The organism is Chitinibacter fontanus (assembly GCF_013423785.1).
Taxonomy (GTDB): Bacteria; Pseudomonadota; Gammaproteobacteria; order Burkholderiales; family Chitinibacteraceae; genus Chitinibacter; species Chitinibacter fontanus.
This window is the reverse complement of record NZ_CP058952.1, coordinates 2189104-2211817: the sequence shown is the minus strand read 5'-3', so window position 1 is coordinate 2211817 and position 22714 is coordinate 2189104. Positions and strand designations below refer to the sequence as shown.

Below are 22714 nucleotides of genomic sequence, written 5' to 3'. Positions count from 1 at the left end.
CCTTAATCGCCAACAGTGAGAGTAATGTGGCAAGTTTGCTTCTCGATACGATTACCACGGCCTTTAGCGCGCGCAGAAAAACGTTTCAAAGAAGGACCTTTGTCCACATAAATCGTTTTCACTTTGAGTGTGTCGATATCGGCACCTTCATTGTGCTCGGCATTGGCGATAGCCGACTCAAGAACCTTCTTAATTAACACCGCACCCTTTTTAGGGCAGAAGGCCAGAATATTCAGCGCCTGCTCAACGGGCTTGCCACGAACGAGGTCTGCGACAAGACGCGCTTTTTGAGCTGAGAGGCGAGTGTTGCTTAGTACAGCAGATACTTGCATTTCTTCACCTTATCGCTTGGATTTTTTGTCCGCGGCATGACCTTTAAATGTGCGAGTCAAAGCGAACTCACCCAATTTGTGGCCTACCATGTTTTCATTCACATACACAGGAATGTGCTGTTTGCCGTTATGCACAGCAATAGTCAAGCCAACAAAATCTGGCAAGATAGTAGAACGACGCGACCAAGTTTTCACTGGACGCTTATCGTTGTTCGCACGAGTTGTTTCAACTTTTTTCAACAAGTGCAGATCAACGAATGGACCTTTTTTCACGGAACGTGCCATGCTGCATTACCCCTTGTTCGCGAAACGACGACGCACAATCATATTGTCCGTACGCTTGTTACGACGAGTACGGTAGCCCTTAGTAGGTTGACCCCACGGACTAACAGGCACACGACCTTCACCCGTACGACCCTCACCACCACCATGCGGGTGATCTACAGGGTTCATTGCCGTACCGCGAACCGTAGGACGAATACCTAACCAACGTTTAGCACCGGCTTTACCATATGAACGCAGGCTATGCTCACCATTACCAACCTCACCAATGGTTGCGCGGCAGTCTACGTGCACCTTGCGGATTTCACCAGAACGCAAACGCAACTGGGCATAAGCACCTTCACGCGCCAACAACTGAACACTAGTACCAGCCGAACGAGCGATCTGAGCACCTTTACCAGGTTGCAATTCGATACAATGGATAGTAGAACCCACTGGGATATTGCGGATAGGTAAAGTGTTACCCACTTTAATCGGAGCATCTGAACCTGATACTACAGTCATACCAGCAGACAAGCCCTTAGGAGCAATAATATAGCTACGCTCACCATCGGCATAACACAACAAAGCAATGTTAGCCGTACGATTAGGGTCGTACTCTAGACGCTCAACTTTAGCAACGATGCCGTCTTTATTACGACGGAAATCGATCAAACGATAATGTTGCTTATGACCACCACCAATGTGGCGAGTCGTAATGTGACCATTATTGTTACGGCCGCCTGTTTTAGACTTTTTCACCAACAAAGGAGCGTAAGGCGCACCTTTGTGGAGGTCCGGACTAACAACTTTAACAACCGCGCGGCGACCTGGGGATGTCGGTTTTACTTTAACCAAAGCCATTTCTCAGTCTCCTTATTGCGCAGAAGCCAAGTCAATTTCCTGACCGGCAACCAAGCTAACGTAGGCTTTCTTCCAGTCTTTACGACGACCAGCTGTGCGGCCGAAACGTTTTGACTTACCTTTAACGTTAATTGTTGTTACAGCATCTACTTTTACTTTGAACAACAGTTCAACCGCAGCTTTAATCTCAGCTTTAGTAGCATCAGTAGATACGCGAAATACAACCTGCTCTGATTTTTCGGCCAGCATTGTGCTCTTTTCAGAAACAACTGGCGCCAAAATCACTTGCAACAGGCGATTTTCTGCGAATTTGATCATGCGAACATCTCCTCAAACGCCTGAAGAGCCTCACGAGTCAAGACCACTTTCTTGAAACGCACCAAGCTAACTGGATCTGCTTGCGCTGGCTCAAGCACGAGCACGTGCGGCAGGTTGCGCGAAGCCAGATACAGATTCTCATCCAACTCTTTAGTAACGATCAGCACATTATCCAACTGCATTTCGGCCAATTTTTGGGCGAAAGCTTTGGTTTTTGGGGCATCGAGCACAAAAGAATCAACCACAACCAAACGATCTTCACGCACCAACTGCGACAAAATTGTCGCAATACCAGCACGGTACATTTTGCGGTTAACTTTCTGAGAGAAGTTCTCATCAGGGCTATTTGGGAATGTTTTACCACCACCACGCCAAAGCGGAGAAGAAGACATACCAGCACGGGCACGGCCAGTACCTTTTTGACGCCAAGGCTTTTTAGTCGTGTGCTTTACATCGGTACGATCTTTTTGCGCACGGTTACCACTACGAGCATTTGCAAAATAAGCAGTAACAACCTGATGCACCAATGCTTCGTTGAACTCACGACCAAAAAGTGAATCTGACGCAGCCACAACTGCCTGCGCCTCACCTTTGAGATTTACAGATTTAAGTTCCATTACGCACCCACCTTCACGCCTGGACGAACGATAACTTGATTGCCCTTAGAACCTGGAACACCACCCTTGACAAGCAACAGTTGGCGCTCTGCATCAACACGGACGATTTCAAGATTCTGCACAGTGCGCTTTTCGTTACCATGCTGACCGGCCATGCGCTTACCTGGAAATACACGACCAGGATCTTGAGCCATACCGATCGAACCAGCTGAACGATGCGAAACAGAGTTACCGTGAGAAGCACGATTAGAACTAAAATGATGGCGCTTAATTACACCAGCAAAACCTTTACCTTGAGTAGTCCCTGTCACGTCAACAATCTGACCGACACTAAATAACTCAACAGAAAGGGCATCACCAGCTTTCAAGCCAGCAATTTTATCTGCAGCAAGACGAAACTCCACCAGAGCCTCACCCGCCTCAACACCAGCAGCAGCAAAATGACCTGCCTCTGCCTTATTTACACGACTAGCTTTCTTAGCACCGAAAGTAACTTGAACAGCTGAATAGCCGTCAACTTCCTGTGTTTTGATTTGCGTGACGCGATTTGCAGCCATGTCAAGCACAGTCACAGGGATAGACAAACCATCCTCTGCAAAAATGCGTGTCATGCCGACTTTGCGACCTACAAGACCTAAGCTCATAGTTATTCCCTTTATCAAGGGCCAGTTACGATTGACTGGCTATGACCATTAAAAAATAAAACGGACTTACCATTGCGAAATGGCAAGTCCGCGATACTAACACATAATTTCTTTTAACTGCAAGCACTTAGCTTGCAAAAAATTAGTTTAGTTTGATTTCGACATCAACACCAGCTGGCAAATCAAGCTTCATCAACGCATCAACAGTTTTGTCAGTAGGATCGACGATATCCATCATGCGCAAATGTGTGCGAATTTCAAACTGATCACGAGAAGTTTTGTATACGTGCGGAGAACGCAAGATATCAAAACGCTCGATTTTAGTTGGCAAAGGAACCGGACCCTTCACAACTGCACCAGTACGTTTTGCAGTTTCTACAATTTCTTGAGCCGAACGGTCAATCAATGAGTAGTCAAATGCTTTCAAACGAATACGGATTTTTTGGTTTTGCATTTTCAAGTCCCTATTATTCGATGACTTTAGCAACAACACCAGCACCTACCGTACGACCGCCTTCACGAATCGCAAAGCGCAAACCTTGCTCCATCGCGATCGGGCAGATCAACGTTACAGTGATAGATACGTTATCGCCTGGCATCACCATTTCTGTACCTTCTGGCAACGCGATCGCACCAGTTACGTCCGTAGTACGGAAGTAGAACTGTGGACGGTAGTTACTGAAGAATGGGGTATGACGACCACCCTCTTCTTTCGACAGAACGTAGATTTCTGACGTGAATTTAGTGTGTGGCGTGATTGAACCTGGCTTAGCCAATACCTGACCACGCTGAACGTCTTCACGCTTAGTACCACGCAACAACGCACCAATGTTGTCACCAGCTTGACCTTGGTCCAACAACTTACGGAACATCTCAACGCCAGTACAAGTAGTCTTAACGGTTGGCACGATACCAACGATTTCGATCTCTTCACCTACCTTGATGATACCGCGCTCTACACGACCAGTTACTACAGTACCGCGACCAGAAATTGAGAATACGTCCTCAACTGGCATCAGGAATGTACCGTCAACTGCACGCTCTGGCAGAGGAATGTAGGTATCCAACGCTTCAGCCAAGCGGAAAATTGCTGGCTCGCCGTATTCGCCTTGATCACCTTCCAGTGCAGCACGAGCTGAACCAGTAATGATTGGAGTGTCATCACCTGGGAAGTCATATTTAGACAACAGGTCACGAACTTCCATTTCAACCAATTCGAGCAACTCAGCATCATCTACCAAGTCAGCTTTGTTCATGAATACGATGATGTATGGAACGCCAACCTGACGAGACAACAGGATGTGCTCGCGAGTTTGTGGCATTGGACCATCAGCAGCAGATACCACCAATACCGCGCCATCCATCTGCGCAGCACCGGTAATCATGTTTTTAACGTAATCCGCGTGACCTGGGCAATCTACGTGCGCGTAGTGACGAGTTTCAGTTTCGTATTCTACGTGCGCAGTGTTAATGGTAATACCACGTGCCTTTTCTTCAGGCGCGCTATCGATTTGTGAGTAATCTTTAGCTTCACCACCGAACTTGCGTGACAAGATCGTGGTGATTGCTGCTGTCAGGGTAGTTTTACCGTGGTCAACGTGACCGATTGTACCAACGTTAACGTGCGGCTTGGTCCGCGTAAACTTTTCTTTAGCCATTTCTTAAATATCCTTTAAATTATTTTTTAGCCATGATTGCATCAGCAATATGCTTAGGCGCGATTGAGTAGTGTTTGAACTCCATTGAGTACGTTGCACGGCCTTGCGACATAGAACGCAACGTAGTTGAGTAACCAAACATTTCAGACAAAGGCACTTCCGCTTTAACCATCTTGCCACCAGCAGGATTATCATCCATACCTTGCAAGATACCGCGACGTGAAGAGATATCACCCATGATATCACCCATGTATTCCTCTGGAGTTTCAATCTCCACCGCCATCATTGGCTCGAGAATTACCGGACCCGCACGACGCATCGCTTCTTTAAACGCAATAGAACCAGCCAACTCAAACGCAATCTGCGAAGAGTCAACATCATGGTACGAACCAAACGTCAGACGAACTTTAACATCAACAACCGGGAAACCAGCCAACACACCTGACTTGAGTGTATTTTGAATACCCTTGTCAACAGACGGAATAAATTCACGAGGAATTACACCACCCTTGATTTCGTCGTGGAAGCTATAGCCATTACCCTCACCTGCCGGCTCAATAGTGATCGTACAATCACCATACTGACCTTTACCACCAGACTGTTTAGCGTGCTTACCTTGTACATCAGCCGCAATTTGCGTAATAGTTTCACGATAAGCTACTTGTGGAGCGCCCACATTTGCCTCAACGCCAAACTCACGCTTCATACGATCAACCAAGATCTCAAGGTGCAGCTCACCCATACCAGACATAATTGTCTGACCAGTCTCTTCGTCAGTGCGCACGCGGAATGAAGGATCTTCCTTCGCCAAGCGCCCCAAAGCCAAACCCATTTTCTCTTGGTCAGCTTTAGTTTTTGGCTCCACAGCAACGTGAATAACCGGCTCAGGGAACACCATACGCTCCAAGATAATCGCGTTATCTGGATCGCACAAAGTCTCACCTGTGGTCACATCTTTCAAACCGATGGCTGCAGCAATATCACCAGCACGCACTTCTTCGATCTCTTTACGATCATTAGCGTGCATCTGTACGATACGACCGATACGCTCTTTTTTGCCCTTAACTGAGTTAAGTACTGAATCACCAGAATTCAGAACACCCGAGTAAACACGGAAGAACGTCAACTGACCTACATAAGGGTCATTCATCAGTTTGAATGCCAATGCTGAGAACGGCGCAGCATCAGAAGCTGGGCGTGAAGCCTCTTGCTCACGATCGTCCACACCTTTAACATCGTCAATATCCAGCGGCGATGGCAAGAACTCAATTACAGCATCCAACATACGCTGAACGCCCTTGTTCTTAAATGCCGAACCACACAGAACAGGCTGAATCTCACAAGCCAAGGTACGAGTACGCAATGCACCAATAATCTCTTCTTCTGACAACTCGCCAGTTTCGAGATATTTGTTCATCAACTCTTCAGAAGCTTCGGCCGCAGACTCGACCATCTTCTCACGCCACTCTTCAGCAACTGAAACCAAATCTGCAGGGATATCGCCGTATTCAAACTTCATACCTTGCGATGCGTCATCCCAGATGATCGCTTTCATTTTCAGCAGATCAACAACGCCTTCGAATTTGTCTTCAGCGCCAATAGGCACCACTACAGGCACCGGATTAGCTTTCAGACGAATCTTCATCTGCTCAACTGCTCGGAAGAAGTTGGCGCCTGAGCGGTCCATCTTATTCACAAATGCCAATCGAGGTACGTTGTATTTATTAGCCTGACGCCATACAGTTTCTGACTGAGGCTGAACACCGCCCACAGCACAATAAACCATACAAGCACCATCCAGCACGCGCATTGAGCGCTCAACTTCAATAGTGAAGTCAACGTGGCCTGGAGTATCAATAATGTTTACCAAGTGCTCCTGAAACTGCATACCCATACCTTTCCAGTATGTAGTCGTTGCAGCAGAAGTAATGGTAATACCACGCTCTTGCTCTTGCTCCATCCAGTCCATAGTGGCAGCGCCATCATGAACCTCACCAATTTTGTGATTAACACCGGTGTAGAACAAAATACGTTCAGTCGTAGTAGTCTTACCTGCATCAATGTGAGCGGAAATACCGATATTACGGTAGCGCTCAATAGGGGTCTTACGTGCCACGGCTCAGTCCTTATTAGGAATACGCAATTAGAAACGGAAGTGAGCAAACGCTTTGTTTGCATCAGCCATACGATGTACTTCATCGCGTTTTTTCATCGCGCCACCGCGACCTTCAGCAGCGTCCAGAAGCTCACCAGCCAAACGCAGATCCATTGATTTTTCACCACGTTTACGAGCCGCTTCACGGACCCAACGCATCGCCAATGCCAGACGACGGCTAGGACGTACTTCTACTGGTACTTGGTAGTTAGCACCACCGACACGACGGCTCTTCACTTCGACAGCTGGCTTAACATTGCCAATTGCCGTGTTGAAAACTTCAACTGCATCTTTACCTGTCTTTTTCTCGATCTGGGCAAGTGCACCATAAACGATACGCTCTGCTACGGCTTTTTTACCGTCGAGCATAACGACGTTCATGAATTTCGCGAGTTCTGTACTGCCGAATTTTGGATCCGGCAAGACGTCGCGTTTTGGGACTTCTCTGCGTCTTGGCATAATTTACTTCCTTAATGTGACATTCAGTTGGGGGCTAACCCCTGGGACGCCCATTGGGGCGGCCACTTACTTGACAGCTTTTGCTCTGCGCTGCCGCACAGACTGCACCAATTACGCCTTAGGACGTTTAGCACCGTACTTAGAGCGAGCTTGCTTACGATTTTTAACGCCAGCCAAGTCAAGTGAGCCGCGTACGCAGTGATAGCGAACACCTGGCAAATCCTTAACACGACCGCCGCGCAACAACACAACACTGTGCTCTTGCAGATTATGACCTTCACCACCGATGTACGAAATCACTTCGAAACCGTTGGTTAGGCGAACTTTACAAACTTTACGCAATGCAGAGTTTGGTTTTTTTGGAGTAGTTGTATATACACGAGTACATACACCACGTTTTTGCGGGCAAGCTTCCAAAGCTGGTACTTTGCTCTTGAAAGTTTCCGCAACACGGCCTTTACGGACGAGTTGGTTGATAGTTGGCATTGTTTTAACATCCTACCACGTTAAAAAAAACCTCCCTGAACGCCAGGGTGGCTATAAGTTTCCAGAATGGAAACACTGCGGGAAGCGATTAATTTCGCTTCCCGCAGCAAAAGACTTTGAATTATAAGGAATTCACTGTTAACGAGTCAATGGAAACCGACAGAAGTCGGTTCCAAACTTATTACTCAGCAACTTCGCCGGATGATTCAGCCATCACTTCAGCTGCAACTTCTGCAAATGGCAGTAAAGATTCAACTTTACTCTGCAGGCGTTTGCGATTTTTGTGATATGCCAAACCGGTACCCGCAGGAATCAAGCGCCCTACGATCACGTTTTCTTTCAGACCACGCAGATCATCGACTTTACCCATGATGGCCGCTTCAGTCAGCACTCGAGTCGTCTCCTGGAACGAGGCAGCAGAAATGAATGAGTCGGTCGACAATGACGCCTTAGTAATACCCAGCAAGATGTTGTCATACTTCGCCAACTCCTTGCCTTCTGCCGCCAACTTGTCATTCGCAATCAACACTTCGGCACGCTCAACCTGCTCACCCAAGATGAAATCAGAATCGCCCGAATCTGAAATCACAACGCGGCGCAACATCTGACGCACAATTACTTCAATGTGTTTGTCATTAATCTTCACACCCTGCAAGCGATACACCTCTTGCACTTCATGAACGATATAACGCGCCAGAGCTTCAATACCTTGCAAGCGCAAGATATCGTGCGGATCAATCGGGCCATCAACAATCGTTTCACCACGATTCACAACCTGACCATCATGCACCATCACATGCTTATCTTTAGAGATCAGATATTCGTGCGCAACACCTTCAAGATCAGTCAGCACCAGACGTTGCTTACCTTTGGTATCTTTACCAAAGCTCGCCGTACCCGTCACTTCAGCCAACATACCGGCGTCTTTTGGCGAGCGAGCCTCGAACAACTCAGCAACGCGTGGCAGACCACCGGTAATATCGCGGGTCTTAGCTGATTCCTGTGGAATACGAGCCAGCACATCACCCACGCCAACTTGCTGACCATCTTTCACAGTAATGATCGAACCCACTTGGAACGAAATTGTGACTGGCGTATCGGTACCCGCCAATTTCATTTCATTACCAAATTCATCAATCAATTTCACTAATGGACGCAGGCCCTTGCTTGAAGTCACTTTCGCTTTAGAGGCAATAACTACCAGCGTAGACAAGCCAGTTACATCATCGACTTGCTTAACAACCGTCATGCCTTCTTCAACGTTTTCAAACTTCACGGTACCAGAGTACTCGGTGATGATTGGACGCGAGTGAGGATCCCACGTGCCCAATACCGTACCAGCCTTGATTACGTCGCCATCTTTTACTGTCAGCGTAGCACCGTAAGGCACTTTGTGCGTTTCGCGTTCGCGACCGTTGTCATCCAGAATCAATACTTCAGCCGAACGTGCAATCACTACAGGCTCGCCCTTCGCATTGGTTACATAGCGCATATTAGAGCTATACGCGATATTACCGCTTGACTTGGCTTCAACCTGATTGGCCGCCGCAGCTCGAGATGCTGCACCACCAATGTGGAACGTACGCATCGTCAACTGAGTACCTGGCTCACCGATCGACTGTGCTGCGATAACACCCACAGCCTCACCGCTATTAACCAGATGACCACGACCCAAATCGCGACCATAACACTTAGCACATAGACCATAGCGTGTTTCGCATGACAGTGGAGTACGTACCACCACTTCGTCCACGCCACGCAATTCGATTTCATCAACCGCATCTTCGTTCAGCAGATAACCCGCTTCAAACAATGTTTCTTGTGAAGATGGATCAATTACATCTTTAGCAACTACTCGACCCAAGATACGCTCACGCAAGGCTTCAACTACGTCACCACCTTGAACAACGGCTTTCATTGCCACGCCATTCTTCGTGCCGCAATCATCTTCGATCACAACCAAATCTTGCGTTACATCGACCAGACGACGAGTCAGGTAACCCGAGTTCGCTGTCTTCAATGCGGTATCCGCCAGACCTTTACGTGCACCGTGCGTTGAAATGAAGTACTGCAGTACCGTCAGACCTTCACGGAAGTTGGTCGTAATCGGCATCTCAATAATCGAGCCATCAGGCTTAGCCATCAGACCACGCATACCTGCCAGCTGACGAATCTGTGCGGCAGAACCACGGGCACCTGAGTCAGCCATCATGTAAATCGAGTTGAACGACTCTTGTTCATCCTGCTTGCCATTAGCGTCAAGCACTGGCTCTTTACCCAGCTGGTCCATCATCGCCTTAGCGATTTGATCACCGGCACGACCCCAGATATCGACTACTTTATTGTAGCGCTCACCCTGAGTTACCAGACCTGAGCTGTACTGCTGCTCGATCTCTTTCACTTCAGATTGCGCGGCGGCCAGCAATTCAACTTTCTTCGCAGGAACCAACATATCATCGACACAAATCGAGATACCGCCACGCGTAGAGTATGAGAAACCGGTGTACATCAATTGATCGGCAAACACGACCGTATCTTTCAGACCGCAACGGCGGAAAGACGCATTGATCAGCTTACCAATTTCTTTTTTCTTCAATGACTTGTCAATATGCGAGAAGTCCAAGCCTTTTGGCAGGATTTCAGACAAGATCGCACGGCCAACCGTAGTATCACGGCGAACCATCTTGCTTTCCCATTCGCCCGATTCATTTTTGAACCATTCTTTCAGGCGAATTGAAACACGAGTCTGCAATGTCACGTCTTTGTTCGCATAAGCACGCAAAGCTTCAGACACGTTAGAGAAGATAGTCAGACGCTGACCATCGTCATTCAAACGCTCGCCTTTAGCGTACTTCGCTTCGCGGGTCATGTAGTACAGACCCAATACGATATCCTGCGATGGAACAATAATTGGCTCACCATTGGCTGGTGCCAATACGTTGTTAGACGCCAACATCAACGTACGCGCTTCCATTTGCGCTTCGAGCGACAATGGAACGTGAACCGCCATCTGGTCACCGTCAAAGTCGGCATTGAATGCAGCACAAACCAACGGATGCAGCTGGATCGCTTTACCTTCGATCAGGGTCGGTTCAAACGCTTGAATACCCAAACGGTGCAGCGTTGGCGCACGGTTCAACAGTACTGGATGCTCGCGGATTACATCTTCCAAGATATCCCAAACTACAGGCTCTTGGCTTTCCACCATTTTCTTCGCAGCTTTAATTGTCGTTGCCAGACCCATCACTTCCAATTTATGGAAAATGAATGGCTTGAACAATTCGAGCGCCATCAACTTTGGCAAACCGCACTGATGCAGACGCAAAGTAGGACCTACGGTAATTACCGAACGACCTGAGTAGTCAACACGTTTACCCAGCAAGTTCTGACGGAAACGACCGCCCTTACCTTTGATCATGTCAGCCAGCGATTTCAGCGGACGCTTGTTCGCGCCAGTCATCGCTTTACCGCGACGGCCGTTATCGAGCAAGGAGTCAACCGACTCTTGCAACATACGCTTTTCGTTGCGCACGATAATTTCGGGCGCGCGCAATTCAAGCAGACGTTTCAGACGGTTATTACGGTTAATGACGCGGCGATACAGATCATTCAGATCGGAAGTCGCGAAACGACCACCATCCAGTGGCACCAATGGGCGCAACTCGGGTGGCAATACTGGCAACACTTCCAGAATCATCCACTCAGGCTTGATGCCTGAACGCTCAAATGCTTCAAGTACTTTCAAGCGTTTAGCGATTTTCTTGATCTTAGTTTCTGAACCGGTGCTATCGAGTTCAGCGCGCAGACGGCTGATCTCTTGATCAACGTCCATCGACTTGAGCAATTCACGTACCGCTTCGGCACCCATCATCGCAACAAATTCGTCGCCGTATTCTTCAACTTTAGAGAAGTAATCTTCTTCAGTCAGCAATTGACCACGTTGTAGCGGGGTCATGCCTGGCTCGATCACGATGAACGCTTCGAAATACAATACGCGTTCGATATCGCGCAAAGCGATATCCAATACCATACCCAAACGAGATGGCAGTGATTTCAAGAACCAGATGTGCGCAACTGGGCTAGCCAGCTCAATGTGGCCCATGCGTTCGCGACGGACTTTTGACAAAGTCACCTCAACGCCACATTTTTCACAAATTACGCCACGGTGTTTCAGACGTTTGTACTTACCACACAAGCATTCATAATCTTTGATCGGGCCAAAGATGCGAGCACAAAACAGACCGTCACGCTCAGGCTTGAACGTACGGTAGTTGATGGTTTCTGGCTTCTTCACTTCGCCAAAAGACCAAGAACGGATTTTCTCAGGCGATGCGAGCCCGATTTTAATCGCGTCAAATTCTTCGTCTTGTGCGACTTGCTTGAAGAGTTCGAGTAAGCCTTTCATTCCAATATTCTCCAGTGAGGGCAATCAGGGTATTGGCTACAAGACCAGATCAAATCTGGTCTGCAGCCCTATACCTCACAGCAATCAATAGGTTTCCAGATCGATATCAATACCGAGCGAACGGATTTCCTTAACCAATACATTGAATGATTCTGGCATGCCAGCATCAATGCGGTGATCACCCTTCACAATGTTTTCGTATACTTTGGTACGACCATTTACGTCGTCGGACTTCACAGTCAACATCTCTTGCAAGGTGTACGCTGCGCCGTAAGCTTCGAGTGCCCAAACCTCCATCTCACCGAAACGCTGACCACCGAACTGAGCTTTACCGCCCAATGGCTGTTGCGTTACCAGAGAGTATGGACCTGTCGAACGCGCATGCATCTTGTCATCCACCAAGTGGTGCAGTTTCAAGTAATGCATCACACCCACAGTGACCTTACGCTCAAACGGCTCACCCGTGCGGCCATCAAATAGCTGCATCTGCGTTTTGCTTGAGTTAAATGACAACTGCTGAGTACGCGGATCCGCATCTGGGTAAGCCAGATCAAGCATTTCGCGAATTTCGCTTTCTTTGGCACCGTCAAATACGGGGCTCGCAAAAGTCATACCTGTGCTCAAGCCTTGAGCCAGCTGCAATACTTCTGCGTCGTCCAAGCTAGCAATGTCTTCCGATTTGCCATTGGTGTTATAGATCTTTTCGAGGTAAGCGCGTACTTCAGCGGTGTTTTGTTGTTCACGCAACATCGCGTTAATGCGTTGACCAATACCTTTCGCAGCCCAACCCAAATGCACTTCCAGAATCTGACCAATATTCATACGTGATGGAACGCCCAATGGGTTCAACACGATGTCCACTGGCGTACCGTCGGCCATATGTGGCAAGTCTTCAACTGGCAGGATCTTAGAAACCACACCCTTGTTACCGTGACGACCGGCCATCTTATCACCTGGCTGCAGACGACGTTTCACCGCAACATAGACTTTGACCATTTTGATCACGCCTGGTGGCAATTCGTCACCTTGCGTCAATTTACGTTTTTTATCTTCAAAACGTAATTCAAACTCAGCTTTAGTCTGAGCGATCAGGTCTTTATTCGCCTCGAGCTGACGAGCACTTTCTTCATCAGACAAGCGGATATCAAACCAGTCATGCTTGCTTGGCAAATCTGCCAAGTATTCAGCAGTAACCGTAGCGCCTTTGGCCAGTTTTTTCGGGCCGCCGTTGGCTACTTTGCCAACCAACATGTCTTCAATACGCTTGAACAAGTCAGCTTCAACGATACGCAACTGGTCATTCAAGTCTTGGCGGTAACGACGCAATTGCTCTTCGATAATCGCCTGAGCACGTTTATCACGCTCAATCCCTTCGCGGGTAAATACTTGAACGTCGATCACCGTGCCGGTCATGCCTGATGGCACGCGCAGTGACGTGTCTTTCACGTCAGACGCTTTTTCACCGAAGATTGCACGCAGCAGTTTTTCTTCTGGCGTGAGTTGAGTTTCGCCTTTAGGCGTTACTTTACCTACCAGAACATCACCAGCTTCAACTTCAGCACCGATGTAAACCACACCAGCATCATCCAAACGGCCGAGCATACGCTCTGACAAGTTTGAAATATCGCGGGTAATTTCTTCTGGGCCCAGTTTGGTGTCACGTGCCATCACGTTCAATTCTTCGATATGGATCGAAGTGTAACGATCATCTGCAATGACCTTCTCGGAGATCAGAATCGAATCCTCGAAGTTGTAACCATTCCAAGGCATGAAGGCGATGGTCATGTTTTGACCAAGCGCCAATTCACCAAGATCAGTTGACGCGCCGTCAGCAACCACATCACCTTTAGCCAGCAAATCGCCTTTCTTCACGATTGGGCGCTGGTTAGTGTTGGTGTTCTGGTTAGAACGCGTGAATTTAACCAAGTTGTAGATATCTACACCGGCTTCACCAGCAATTACTTCGTCATTGTTAACACGAACTACGATACGAGTTGCATCAACGTAATCAACCACACCACCACGCAAAGCAGTTACTGCTGTACCTGAGTCAGTCGCACACGTGCGCTCGATACCGGTACCCACGAATGGTTTTTCTGCGCGCAAGCAAGGTACTGCCTGACGCTGCATGTTGGCGCCCATCAATGCACGGTTGGCGTCATCGTGCTCCAAGAATGGAATCAATGAAGCGGCAACTGAGACGATCTGGCTTGGTGCAACGTCCATGAACTGAACGCGATCTGGCGTAGCAACGATGGTCTCGCCTGCTTCGCGGCAAGTGACCAATTCATCAATCAGGTTATTTTCATCATCGGTCTGCGCATTGGCCTGAGCGATAACGTATTTGCCTTCTTGGATAGCTGACAGATACTCAATTTCAGCAGTTACTTTGCCATCAACCACTTTGCGGTATGGTGTCTCAAGGAAACCATACTCATTGGTGCGTGCGTAGCAAGACAGTGAGTTGATCAAACCAATGTTTGGACCCTCTGGTGTCTCGATCGGACAAACACGACCGTAGTGCGTTGGATGTACGTCACGAACCTCAAAGCCCGCGCGCTCACGAGTCAAACCGCCTGGACCCAAGGCTGAAACACGACGTTTGTGCGTGATTTCAGACAATGGATTGGTTTGATCCATAAACTGCGACAATTGTGATGAGCCGAAGAACTCTTTCACTGCAGCCGACACTGGTTTTGCATTGATCAGATCATGCGGCATCAGATTGTCTGATTCAGCTTGTGACAGACGCTCTTTCACTGCACGCTCAACACGCACCAAACCCGCACGGAATTGGTTCTCAGCCAACTCACCCACTGAACGTACGCGACGATTGCCCAAGTGGTCGATATCGTCCACTTCGCCACGACTATTGCGCAATTCGAGCAAGATGCCGATTACGGCAATAATGTCTTCCGTCGACAAGATGCCAGGGCCAGTAATGCCCTTGCCACCTACGCGCTCGTAGAAACGTCGCTGCCAACCTGGTGCTTTTTCATCAAGACGATCTGGGTAAGCACGGCTGTTAAATTTCATGCGGCCGACCGCCGACAGATCGTAACGATCTTCAGAGAAGAACAGACCGTTGAACAGAGCTTGAACCGCGTCTTCTGTTGGTGGCTCACCTGGACGCATCATGCGATAAATCGCAACGCGGGCTTGCCATTGATCTTGCGTATCATCAGTGCGCAAAGTCGAAGAAATAAAGCCGCCTTGGTCAAGGTCATTGATGTACAAGGTAGTGATTTCTTTCACTTCATTGGCATCAAGTTTAACCAGCAAATCTTCGGTTATTTCGTCATTGGCTTTAGCAACAACTTCACCCGTTTCTGGGCTAATAACGTCTTTCGCTAAAACGCGGCCATACGTGTAATCAAGCGGAACTTGAACGCGCGTCATGCCGGCATTGTTGATATCGCGGATCGTTTTGGCAGTAATGCGCTTATCTTTTTGCGCCAAAACTTTGCCATCTTCAGCAACGATATCAAACTTCGCAACTTCACCGCGCAGGCGGTCAGACTGCAACTCCCAGAACACACCGTCTTCAGTCAGGAAGAAGGTATCAGTGTCAAAGAATTCAGCCAGAATCTGTTCAGGCGTATACCCCAGCGCTTTGAGCAAAATCGATACAGGCATTTTGCGACGACGGTCAATACGGAAGAACAACAAATCTTTCGGATCAAATTCAAAATCCAACCATGAACCGCGGTAAGGAATAATACGAGCAGAGAACAGTAGTTTCCCTGAACTATGAGTTTTACCCTTGTCATGTTCAAAGAACACACCCGGAGAGCGGTGCAACTGAGACACAATTACGCGCTCGGTACCGTTAATTACGAACGAGCCGTTACGAGTCATCAACGGGATTTCACCGAAGTACACGTCCTGCTCTTTCACCTCTTTGATCGTTGGTTTCGAGGATTCACGATCCATAATCACCAGACGAACACGAGCGCGCAAAGGTGCGGCAAACGTGATACCACGCTGCTGACACTCTTTAACGTCAAAGGCAGGTTCGCCCAACGAGTAATGCACAAACTCTAGGCGTGCATATTCATTGTGCGAAACAATCGGGAAAATTGAGTTGAACGCTGCCTGCAAGCCAATTTCGCGGCGCGCCTCAATAGGCACACCTAGCTGCAGATATTCGGAATAAGAGTCGATCTGAGTAGCCAACAGAAACGGCACTTCAAGGACACTTGCCCGCTTCGCAAAACTCTTGCGAATGCGTTTCTTCTCAGTGAACGAGTATTTCATACTCATAAACTCTCCATGGGTGGGGCGCAATGGACAAACCGCAAAACGCCCGCTAACAATTAGTTGTGAGCGGTTTCTGGTTTGTCTGCTGCAAATTCTAGACCTATCTTACAAATCACTTTGTAAGCAAGCCGCAGTATACAAACGCAAAAGGGCAGACGGATTGCTCCGTCTGCCTGTACTACTTAGCTAGCTAAAGATTACTTAACTTCAGCAGTTGCACCAGCTTCGATCAATTTCTTAGCGATTGCATCAGCGTCAGCTTTAGAAACGCCTTCTTTAACTGGTTTTGGTGCGCCGTCAACCAAGTCTTTAGCTTCTTTCAAGCCCAGACCAGTTACTTCACGAACAACTTTAATCACGCCAACTTTCTGAGCGCCAGCGCCAGTCAAGATAACGTCGAATTCAGTTTTCTCTTCAGCAGCAGCAGCAGCGCCGCCAGCAGCTGGGCCCGCAACTGCAACAGCAGCAGCAGAAACACCAAATTTTTCTTCGAATGCTTTTACCAAGTCATTCAGTTCCAGAACAGTCAAAGCACCTACTGCGTCAAGGATATCTTCTTTAGATACGGCCATTTGTTAATACTCCTGAAAATCTTATCTGATTAATACAATTTAGATACGAAAAATTAAGCTTCTGTCGCTTCTGCTGGAGCCGCTTCGGCTGCAGGAGCGGCTGAGCCCTCGCCTTTCTTCTCTGCCAGAGCTGCCAGGCCGCGGACAAAGCCAGCAACCGGAGCTTGCATAACGTAGAGAAGTTTCGAGAGCAATTCTTCGCGGCTTGGTACTGATGCCAAGGCAGCAACTGCTGCAGCATCCATAACTTTGCCATCGTAAGAACCCGCTTTCAGAACGATTTTGTCGTCTTTTTTCGAGAATGTGTGCAGCAACTTAGCAGCAGCAACTGGGTCTTCGGAAATACCGTACACCAAAGGACCAACCATTTGGTCAGCCAATTCGGCAAACGGAGTTCCTTGTACCGCACGACGTGCCAACGTGTTTTTCAAAACACGCAGGTACACGCCTGACTCACGCGCTTGTTTGCGCAGTTCAGTCATGCTGGAAACCTCGATACCACGATATTCAGCGATCACGATGCTTTGAGCATTTGCAACTACTGCTGCAATCTCAGCCACTACCGCTTTTTTGTCGTCAAGATTTAGACTCAAGGTCAACCTCCATTAGTTAAGTTCAGCATGTTTTCACATGCCACCCAATCAAACGGCGACCAATATTCAGGAGACTTTTACCAAACATGGGTGTTTAGTGAGAAGCCTGCATTGGGAGCACCGTCTGCGTAGGCTGGTGTTTGGGCACCTTGATTAAGCCAGCATTATGCGCTGGCACCTACGGTCTTTGACTATCTGTAGCATCAATCAAATTGATGCTACAGCCCAAAGTCAGATTACAGGACGGACGAAGTGTCTACGCGAACACCCAAGCCCATCGTGCTTGATACTGCGATTTTCTTGAAGTACACGCCTTTTGAGCTTGCTGGTTTTGCTTTTTGCAAAGCATCAACCAGAGCAGCCAAGTTCTCGCGCAGATCAGCAGCTTCAAAAGAAGCACGACCCAGAGTAGCGTGAACGATACCACCTTTGTCAGTACGGTATTGAACCTGACCAGCTTTAGCATTTTTAACCGCTTCAGCAACGTTAGGCGTTACAGTACCTACTTTCGGGTTTGGCATCAGGCCACGTGGACCCAAGATTTGACCCAATTGACCAACAATACGCATAGCATCTGGAGACGCGATCACCACGTCGAAATCCATATTGCCTGCTTTTACTTGTTCAGCCAGATCTTCAAAACCAACTACGTCTGCACCAGCAGCTTTAGCAGCTTCAGCATTAGCACCTTGAGTAAATACAGCAACGCGTACTGATTTACCGGTACCTTTAGGCAACACAACAGCGCCACGTACTACTTGATCAGATTTACGTGGATCAATACCCAAATTGAACGAAACATCGATAGATTCGTTGAATTTGGCAGTTGCTGCACCTTTTACCAAAGCGATAGCTTCGTCGATTGCATACAATTTGTTGCTGTCAACAGTTGCACGCAATGCTGCAAGACGTTTAGAAACCTTAGCCATTTACACGCCCTCCACTTCGATACCAATCGAACGAGCTGAACCAGCAATCGTACGAACAGCAGCATCCAAATCGCCACCAGTCAAATCAGCTTGCTTGGTTTTAACGATTTCTTCGAGTTGAGCGCGAGTCACTTTACCAACCTTGTCGGTATGTGGACGTGGCGAACCTTTAGTAATGCCAGCAGCTTTTTTCAGCAAAATAGTTGCTGGAGGCGACTTCATTACAAAAGTAAATGATTTATCTGCAAACGCAGTAATTACCACCGGAATTGGCAAACCTGGCTCAACGCCTTGAGTTGCAGCGTTAAACGCTTTACAAAATTCCATGATATTCAAACCACGTTGACCCAAAGCTGGACCAATTGGAGGCGATGGATTTGCTTTACCAGCTGGCACTTGCAGCTTGATGTAGCCAATAATTTTTTTTGCCACAGTACTACTCCTTAAAATGGGTCAAACGCCAGCTAATAGACCAGCTCCCCTACCAATTACGCCAATCCAACCTGCATTGACGCATCAACACGCAGATTAGGTTTTTTCAACCTGCGAGAATTCCAAATCAACTGGTGTAGCACGACCAAAAATCGAAACCGTAACCTTCAGACGATTTTTATCGTAATCCACATCCTGAACCGTAGCCGTAAAGTCAGCAAAAGGCCCATCCGTAACCCGCAGAGTCTCACCCACTTCAAATAGGATTTTATGACGCGGCTTATCAGCACCGTCCTGCACCTGCTGCATCATACGCTCGACTTCCTTAACAGGAATCGGCATTGGCTTAGTACCTGAACCACCAATAAAACCAGTAACTTTTGGCGTACTTTTCACCAAGTGCCAGCTATCGTCAGTCATATCCATTTCTACAAACACATAGCCAGGATAGAATTTGCGCTCGGTTAAAGCTTTGCGACCCGCTTTTACTTCCATCACTTCTTCGACCGGAACCAAGATCTGTCCAAACAGATGCCCCATTTCCAATCGATCAATCTTTTCGATCAACGCTTTTTGCACACTCTTTTCAAAACCTGAGTACGCATGAACTACATACCAACGCATTGCCATGCTCGATTCCCCGACTGATTAACCGCGACCAAGCACGATATCGTAAAACAACCAAGCCAAGCCAGAATCAACCACCCACATAAATAGGGCCAATACAGCTACAAACAAGAACACAACGCCAGTTACTTGCCAGGTCTCTTTCTTGCTTGGCCAAACCACTTTCTGCGCCTCTTTCACTGAATCACGCGCATAATCAACAAAAGCGCGCCCCGTCTCGCTAAACCACATCACTACACCCGCAGCAACAAGCCCAGCAACTACAGAGAGAGACCCAACAAAAGACTGCCCAGCAGGCACCAAATAAAAACCAGCAACACCTAAGGCAACCAACGCCAGTGCTGCCATTACTTTCAGTCGTTCTATGCTTTGCATTACGTTTCCGGCGACCCATAAAACAAAGCCGCCCCAAATTAGATTTGGAACGGCTCCGCTGATAATGTGGCAGGCGAGGAGGGCTTCGAACCCGCAACCCCCGGTTTTGGAGACCGGTACTCTACCAATTGAGCTACTCGCCTGGGGAGAGACCAAAACTATAGCTTAGTTTTGGTCACTTTGCAACAATTTTATTCAATTACCTTAGCAACAACACCAGCACCTACCGTACGACCGCCTTCACGAATCGCAAAGCGCAAGCCTTGCTCCATCGCGATCGGGCAGATCAACGTTACAGTGATAGATACGTTATCGCCTGGCATCACCATTTCTGTACCTTCTGGCAACGCGATCGCACCAGTTACGTCCGTAGTACGGAAGTAGAACTGTGGACGGTAGTTACTGAAGAATGGGGTATGACGACCACCCTCTTCTTTCGACAGAACGTAGATTTCTGACGTGAATTTAGTGTGTGGCGTGATTGAACCTGGCTTAGCCAATACCTGACCACGCTGAACGTCTTCACGCTTAGTACCACGCAACAACGCACCAATGTTGTCACCAGCTTGACCTTGGTCCAACAACTTACGGAACATCTCAACGCCAGTACAAGTAGTCTTAACGGTTGGCACGATACCAACGATTTCGATCTCTTCACCTACCTTGATGATACCGCGCTCTACACGACCAGTTACTACAGTACCGCGACCAGAAATTGAGAATACGTCCTCAACTGGCATCAGGAATGTACCGTCAACTGCACGCTCTGGCAGAGGAATGTAGGTATCCAACGCTTCAGCCAAGCGGAAAATTGCTGGCTCGCCGTATTCGCCTTGATCACCTTCCAGTGCAGCACGAGCTGAACCAGTAATGATTGGAGTGTCATCACCTGGGAAGTCATATTTAGACAACAGGTCACGAACTTCCATTTCAACCAATTCGAGCAACTCAGCATCATCTACCAAGTCAGCTTTGTTCATGAATACGATGATGTATGGAACGCCAACCTGACGAGACAACAGGATGTGCTCGCGAGTTTGTGGCATTGGACCATCAGCAGCAGATACCACCAATACCGCGCCATCCATCTGCGCAGCACCGGTAATCATGTTTTTAACGTAATCCGCGTGACCTGGGCAATCTACGTGCGCGTAGTGACGAGTTTCAGTTTCGTATTCTACGTGCGCAGTGTTAATGGTAATACCACGTGCCTTTTCTTCAGGCGCGCTATCGATTTGTGAGTAATCTTTAGCTTCACCACCGAACTTGCGTGACAAGATCGTGGTGATTGCTGCTGTCAGGGTAGTTTTACCGTGGTCAACGTGACCGATTGTACCAACGTTAACGTGCGGCTTGGTCCGCGTAAACTTTTCCTTAGCCATCGCTTTATTTCCTTCTCGAGAACTTGAAATAACAGAATAATGACACTACGAATTGGTGCTGATGGGGGGAATTGAACCCCCGACCTCTCCCTTACCAAGGGAGTGCTCTACCCCTGAGCTACATCAGCATTTGTTCTGGAGCGGGTGAAGGGAATCGAACCCTCGTCGTAAGCTTGGAAGGCTTCTGCTCTACCATTGAGCTACACCCGCGCTTAGTACTTAAAATTCGTTTCTACCAAAACCCGCAACGCATGGGCATTTGGTGGGGGGAGAAGGATTCGAACCTTCGAAGGCTGAGCCGCCGGATTTACAGTCCGGACCCGTTGACCGCTGGGGTAATCCCCCCCTTTAGAGACCCGCATTATGGAGATGATGACCTATGTCGTCAAATACTTTCATAATGCAAAGCCATTTTTTTCTGTAAACGCTTATTTCAAAAAGAAAATTAGCCCCCTAATTCGGCGCGATTATCTTTCGAAGCCCATGCAAACAGCACCAAACCAGCCAAAATCATTGGCAAACTCAATAACTGCCCCATCGATAGATTCATAGCCAATAAGCCCAAGTAATCATCCGGCTCACGGGCAAACTCAGCCACAAAGCGGAAACAGCCGTACCCCAGCAAGAATAAGCCCGATACTTGCCCAGTTTGTCTCGGCTTACTTGAATAAAGCCAAAGAATCACAAACAAGGCCATGCCTTCAAGGGCAAATTGATACAGTTGCGACGGATGACGCGGCAAACCGTCATGCGCCTGCGGAAATACCATCGCCCAAGGCATAGTTGCATCGGTTACCCGCCCCCAGAGCTCGCCATTGATAAAGTTACCAATTCGACCTGCCGCTAACCCCACTGGCACTAGTGGTGCAATAAAATCAGTAACCTGGAAAAAACTTCGGTTTGTTTTACGACCAAAGCAATACATTGCAACCAACACCCCCAGGAAGCCGCCATGAAACGCCATGCCACCTTCCCACACTTTGATGATATCGAACGGGTTTGCCAAATAAAATGACGGCTTATAGAACAACACATAACCCAAGCGACCACCGAGAATCACCCCCAATACGCCATAAAACAGCAGGTCATCCATCTCCTCTGTACGCCAGCCCGCAGGATTCCCTCTCCGAATGCGCCAGCGTCCCATCATCAAGAAAAACACAAAGCCAATCAAATACATCAAACCATACCAGTGCAGGCCAAACGATCCGATATGTATTGCAACAGGGTCAAACTGCGGGTGAACTAACATGGCAATTTACTTTCTGATATCAAAGGTGGCTGCGATTATATCTGGCAAACGCCCTATTTTCCTGCCCTAAGTACAAATAACAATTTACAAGCC

21 protein-coding genes and 4 tRNA genes are annotated in these 22714 nt (G+C 48.1%); all 25 read right to left on the bottom strand.

Features of this window, described 5'->3' with window-relative positions; genetic code table 11:
• Nucleotides 1-2: 2 nt before the first annotated feature.
• The 25 genes from rplV to lgt all read right to left on the bottom strand — a co-directional run bounded on the left by rplV (nucleotide 3) and on the right by lgt (nucleotide 22621).
• Nucleotides 3-332, bottom strand: coding sequence for a 50S ribosomal protein L22 (rplV, locus tag HZU75_RS10430; RefSeq protein ID WP_157670838.1), 330 nt, complete (start codon nucleotides 330-332; stop codon nucleotides 3-5).
• Between the two features lie 9 nt (nucleotides 333-341).
• Nucleotides 342-617 carry a 30S ribosomal protein S19 gene (rpsS, locus tag HZU75_RS10425; protein WP_157670839.1) on the bottom strand — a complete coding sequence of 92 codons (276 nt, stop codon included), beginning with the start codon at nucleotides 615-617 and terminating at the stop codon, nucleotides 342-344.
• 6 nt (nucleotides 618-623) lie between these two features.
• On the bottom strand, nucleotides 624-1457 hold the full coding sequence (gene rplB / locus HZU75_RS10420; protein WP_180306020.1) for a 50S ribosomal protein L2: 834 nt from the start codon (nucleotides 1455-1457) through the stop codon (nucleotides 624-626).
• 12 nt (nucleotides 1458-1469) lie between these two features.
• The gene (gene rplW / locus HZU75_RS10415; protein ID WP_218871426.1) at nucleotides 1470-1772 is read right to left on the bottom strand and encodes a 50S ribosomal protein L23; all 303 of its coding nucleotides are present in this window, start codon (nucleotides 1770-1772) and stop codon (nucleotides 1470-1472) included.
• On the bottom strand, nucleotides 1772-2392 hold the full coding sequence (gene rplD, locus HZU75_RS10410) for a 50S ribosomal protein L4 (RefSeq protein WP_180306019.1): 621 nt from the start codon (nucleotides 2390-2392) through the stop codon (nucleotides 1772-1774). Before rplD ends, rplW begins: the two co-directional genes overlap by 1 nt.
• Nucleotides 2392-3036 (bottom strand): 50S ribosomal protein L3, encoded by a 645-nt coding sequence (gene rplC, locus HZU75_RS10405; protein ID WP_180306018.1) that lies wholly within the window; start codon nucleotides 3034-3036, stop codon nucleotides 2392-2394. The genes rplD and rplC overlap by 1 nt, the downstream gene beginning before the upstream one ends.
• A 142-nt stretch (nucleotides 3037-3178) precedes the next feature.
• On the bottom strand, nucleotides 3179-3490 hold the full coding sequence (gene rpsJ / locus HZU75_RS10400) for a 30S ribosomal protein S10 (RefSeq protein WP_157670844.1): 312 nt from the start codon (nucleotides 3488-3490) through the stop codon (nucleotides 3179-3181).
• Between the two features lie 13 nt (nucleotides 3491-3503).
• Nucleotides 3504-4694 (bottom strand): elongation factor Tu, encoded by a 1191-nt coding sequence (gene tuf, locus HZU75_RS10395; protein ID WP_180306008.1) that lies wholly within the window; start codon nucleotides 4692-4694, stop codon nucleotides 3504-3506.
• A gap of 19 nt (nucleotides 4695-4713) precedes the next feature.
• Nucleotides 4714-6810, bottom strand: coding sequence for an elongation factor G (fusA, locus tag HZU75_RS10390; protein WP_180306017.1), 2097 nt, complete (start codon nucleotides 6808-6810; stop codon nucleotides 4714-4716).
• Between the two features lie 27 nt (nucleotides 6811-6837).
• Complete coding sequence (gene rpsG, locus HZU75_RS10385; RefSeq protein ID WP_180306016.1) at nucleotides 6838-7308, bottom strand: 30S ribosomal protein S7; 471 nt, start codon at nucleotides 7306-7308, stop codon at nucleotides 6838-6840.
• Between the two features lie 111 nt (nucleotides 7309-7419).
• Nucleotides 7420-7794 carry a 30S ribosomal protein S12 gene (rpsL, locus tag HZU75_RS10380; RefSeq protein WP_180306015.1) on the bottom strand — a complete coding sequence of 125 codons (375 nt, stop codon included), beginning with the start codon at nucleotides 7792-7794 and terminating at the stop codon, nucleotides 7420-7422.
• A 181-nt stretch (nucleotides 7795-7975) separates the two neighbouring features.
• Complete coding sequence (gene rpoC / locus HZU75_RS10375; protein WP_180306014.1) at nucleotides 7976-12199, bottom strand: DNA-directed RNA polymerase subunit beta'; 4224 nt, start codon at nucleotides 12197-12199, stop codon at nucleotides 7976-7978.
• Between the two features lie 84 nt (nucleotides 12200-12283).
• The gene (rpoB, locus tag HZU75_RS10370; RefSeq protein WP_180308789.1) at nucleotides 12284-16456 is read right to left on the bottom strand and encodes a DNA-directed RNA polymerase subunit beta; all 4173 of its coding nucleotides are present in this window, start codon (nucleotides 16454-16456) and stop codon (nucleotides 12284-12286) included.
• A 200-nt stretch (nucleotides 16457-16656) separates the two neighbouring features.
• Nucleotides 16657-17031 (bottom strand): 50S ribosomal protein L7/L12, encoded by a 375-nt coding sequence (gene rplL / locus HZU75_RS10365; protein ID WP_157671002.1) that lies wholly within the window; start codon nucleotides 17029-17031, stop codon nucleotides 16657-16659.
• A gap of 53 nt (nucleotides 17032-17084) precedes the next feature.
• Entirely contained in the window at nucleotides 17085-17624 is a 540-nt protein-coding gene (rplJ, locus tag HZU75_RS10360) for a 50S ribosomal protein L10 (protein ID WP_180306013.1), read from the bottom strand.
• Between the two features lie 236 nt (nucleotides 17625-17860).
• Entirely contained in the window at nucleotides 17861-18553 is a 693-nt protein-coding gene (gene rplA / locus HZU75_RS10355; RefSeq protein WP_180306012.1) for a 50S ribosomal protein L1, read from the bottom strand.
• Complete coding sequence (gene rplK, locus HZU75_RS10350; protein ID WP_180306011.1) at nucleotides 18554-18985, bottom strand: 50S ribosomal protein L11; 432 nt, start codon at nucleotides 18983-18985, stop codon at nucleotides 18554-18556.
• Between the two features lie 96 nt (nucleotides 18986-19081).
• Complete coding sequence (gene nusG / locus HZU75_RS10345; RefSeq protein WP_180306010.1) at nucleotides 19082-19615, bottom strand: transcription termination/antitermination protein NusG; 534 nt, start codon at nucleotides 19613-19615, stop codon at nucleotides 19082-19084.
• Between the two features lie 18 nt (nucleotides 19616-19633).
• Nucleotides 19634-19987: a preprotein translocase subunit SecE gene (gene secE, locus HZU75_RS10340; RefSeq protein WP_180306009.1), complete on the bottom strand. Its 354-nt coding sequence runs from the start codon at nucleotides 19985-19987 to the stop codon at nucleotides 19634-19636.
• 67 nt (nucleotides 19988-20054) lie between these two features.
• Nucleotides 20055-20130 (bottom strand) — tRNA-Trp (locus HZU75_RS10335).
• A gap of 48 nt (nucleotides 20131-20178) precedes the next feature.
• Nucleotides 20179-21369, bottom strand: a complete 1191-nt coding sequence (gene tuf, locus HZU75_RS10330; protein WP_180306008.1) for an elongation factor Tu — start codon at nucleotides 21367-21369, stop codon at nucleotides 20179-20181.
• A 53-nt stretch (nucleotides 21370-21422) separates the two neighbouring features.
• Nucleotides 21423-21497: transfer RNA gene (locus tag HZU75_RS10325), tRNA-Thr, on the bottom strand.
• 8 nt (nucleotides 21498-21505) lie between these two features.
• A tRNA-Gly gene (locus HZU75_RS10320) sits at nucleotides 21506-21579 on the bottom strand.
• Nucleotides 21580-21629: 50 nt separating this feature from the next.
• Nucleotides 21630-21715, bottom strand: a tRNA-Tyr gene (locus HZU75_RS10315).
• A gap of 99 nt (nucleotides 21716-21814) precedes the next feature.
• Complete coding sequence (gene lgt / locus HZU75_RS10310) at nucleotides 21815-22621, bottom strand: prolipoprotein diacylglyceryl transferase (RefSeq protein WP_180306007.1); 807 nt, start codon at nucleotides 22619-22621, stop codon at nucleotides 21815-21817.
• Between the last annotated feature and the right edge of the window lie 93 nt (nucleotides 22622-22714).

What these genes read in the sequence shown, in the direction of transcription:
- rplC (WP_180306018.1), bottom strand. Translation starts at nt 3,036, where the DNA reads ATGAGCTTAGGTCTTGTAGGTCGCAAAGTCGGCATGACACGCATTTTT.
- secE (WP_180306009.1), bottom strand. Translation starts at nt 19,987, where the DNA reads ATGCAAAGCATAGAACGACTGAAAGTAATGGCAGCACTGGCGTTGGTT.
- rplB (WP_180306020.1), bottom strand. Translation starts at nt 1,457, where the DNA reads ATGGCTTTGGTTAAAGTAAAACCGACATCCCCAGGTCGCCGCGCGGTT.
- rpsJ (WP_157670844.1), bottom strand. Translation starts at nt 3,490, where the DNA reads ATGCAAAACCAAAAAATCCGTATTCGTTTGAAAGCATTTGACTACTCA.
- tuf (WP_180306008.1), bottom strand. Translation starts at nt 21,369, where the DNA reads ATGGCTAAGGAAAAGTTTACGCGGACCAAGCCGCACGTTAACGTTGGT.
- rpoB (WP_180308789.1), bottom strand. Translation starts at nt 16,456, where the DNA reads ATGAAATACTCGTTCACTGAGAAGAAACGCATTCGCAAGAGTTTTGCG.
- tuf (WP_180306008.1), bottom strand. Translation starts at nt 4,694, where the DNA reads ATGGCTAAAGAAAAGTTTACGCGGACCAAGCCGCACGTTAACGTTGGT.
- rpsL (WP_180306015.1), bottom strand. Translation starts at nt 7,794, where the DNA reads ATGCCAACTATCAACCAACTCGTCCGTAAAGGCCGTGTTGCGGAAACT.
- lgt (WP_180306007.1), bottom strand. Translation starts at nt 22,621, where the DNA reads ATGTTAGTTCACCCGCAGTTTGACCCTGTTGCAATACATATCGGATCG.
- rplL (WP_157671002.1), bottom strand. Translation starts at nt 17,031, where the DNA reads ATGGCCGTATCTAAAGAAGATATCCTTGACGCAGTAGGTGCTTTGACT.
- rpsS (WP_157670839.1), bottom strand. Translation starts at nt 617, where the DNA reads ATGGCACGTTCCGTGAAAAAAGGTCCATTCGTTGATCTGCACTTGTTG.
- nusG (WP_180306010.1), bottom strand. Translation starts at nt 19,615, where the DNA reads ATGGCAATGCGTTGGTATGTAGTTCATGCGTACTCAGGTTTTGAAAAG.
- rplA (WP_180306012.1), bottom strand. Translation starts at nt 18,553, where the DNA reads ATGGCTAAGGTTTCTAAACGTCTTGCAGCATTGCGTGCAACTGTTGAC.
- rplD (WP_180306019.1), bottom strand. Translation starts at nt 2,392, where the DNA reads ATGGAACTTAAATCTGTAAATCTCAAAGGTGAGGCGCAGGCAGTTGTG.
- rpoC (WP_180306014.1), bottom strand. Translation starts at nt 12,199, where the DNA reads ATGAAAGGCTTACTCGAACTCTTCAAGCAAGTCGCACAAGACGAAGAA.
- rplV (WP_157670838.1), bottom strand. Translation starts at nt 332, where the DNA reads ATGCAAGTATCTGCTGTACTAAGCAACACTCGCCTCTCAGCTCAAAAA.
- rpsG (WP_180306016.1), bottom strand. Translation starts at nt 7,308, where the DNA reads ATGCCAAGACGCAGAGAAGTCCCAAAACGCGACGTCTTGCCGGATCCA.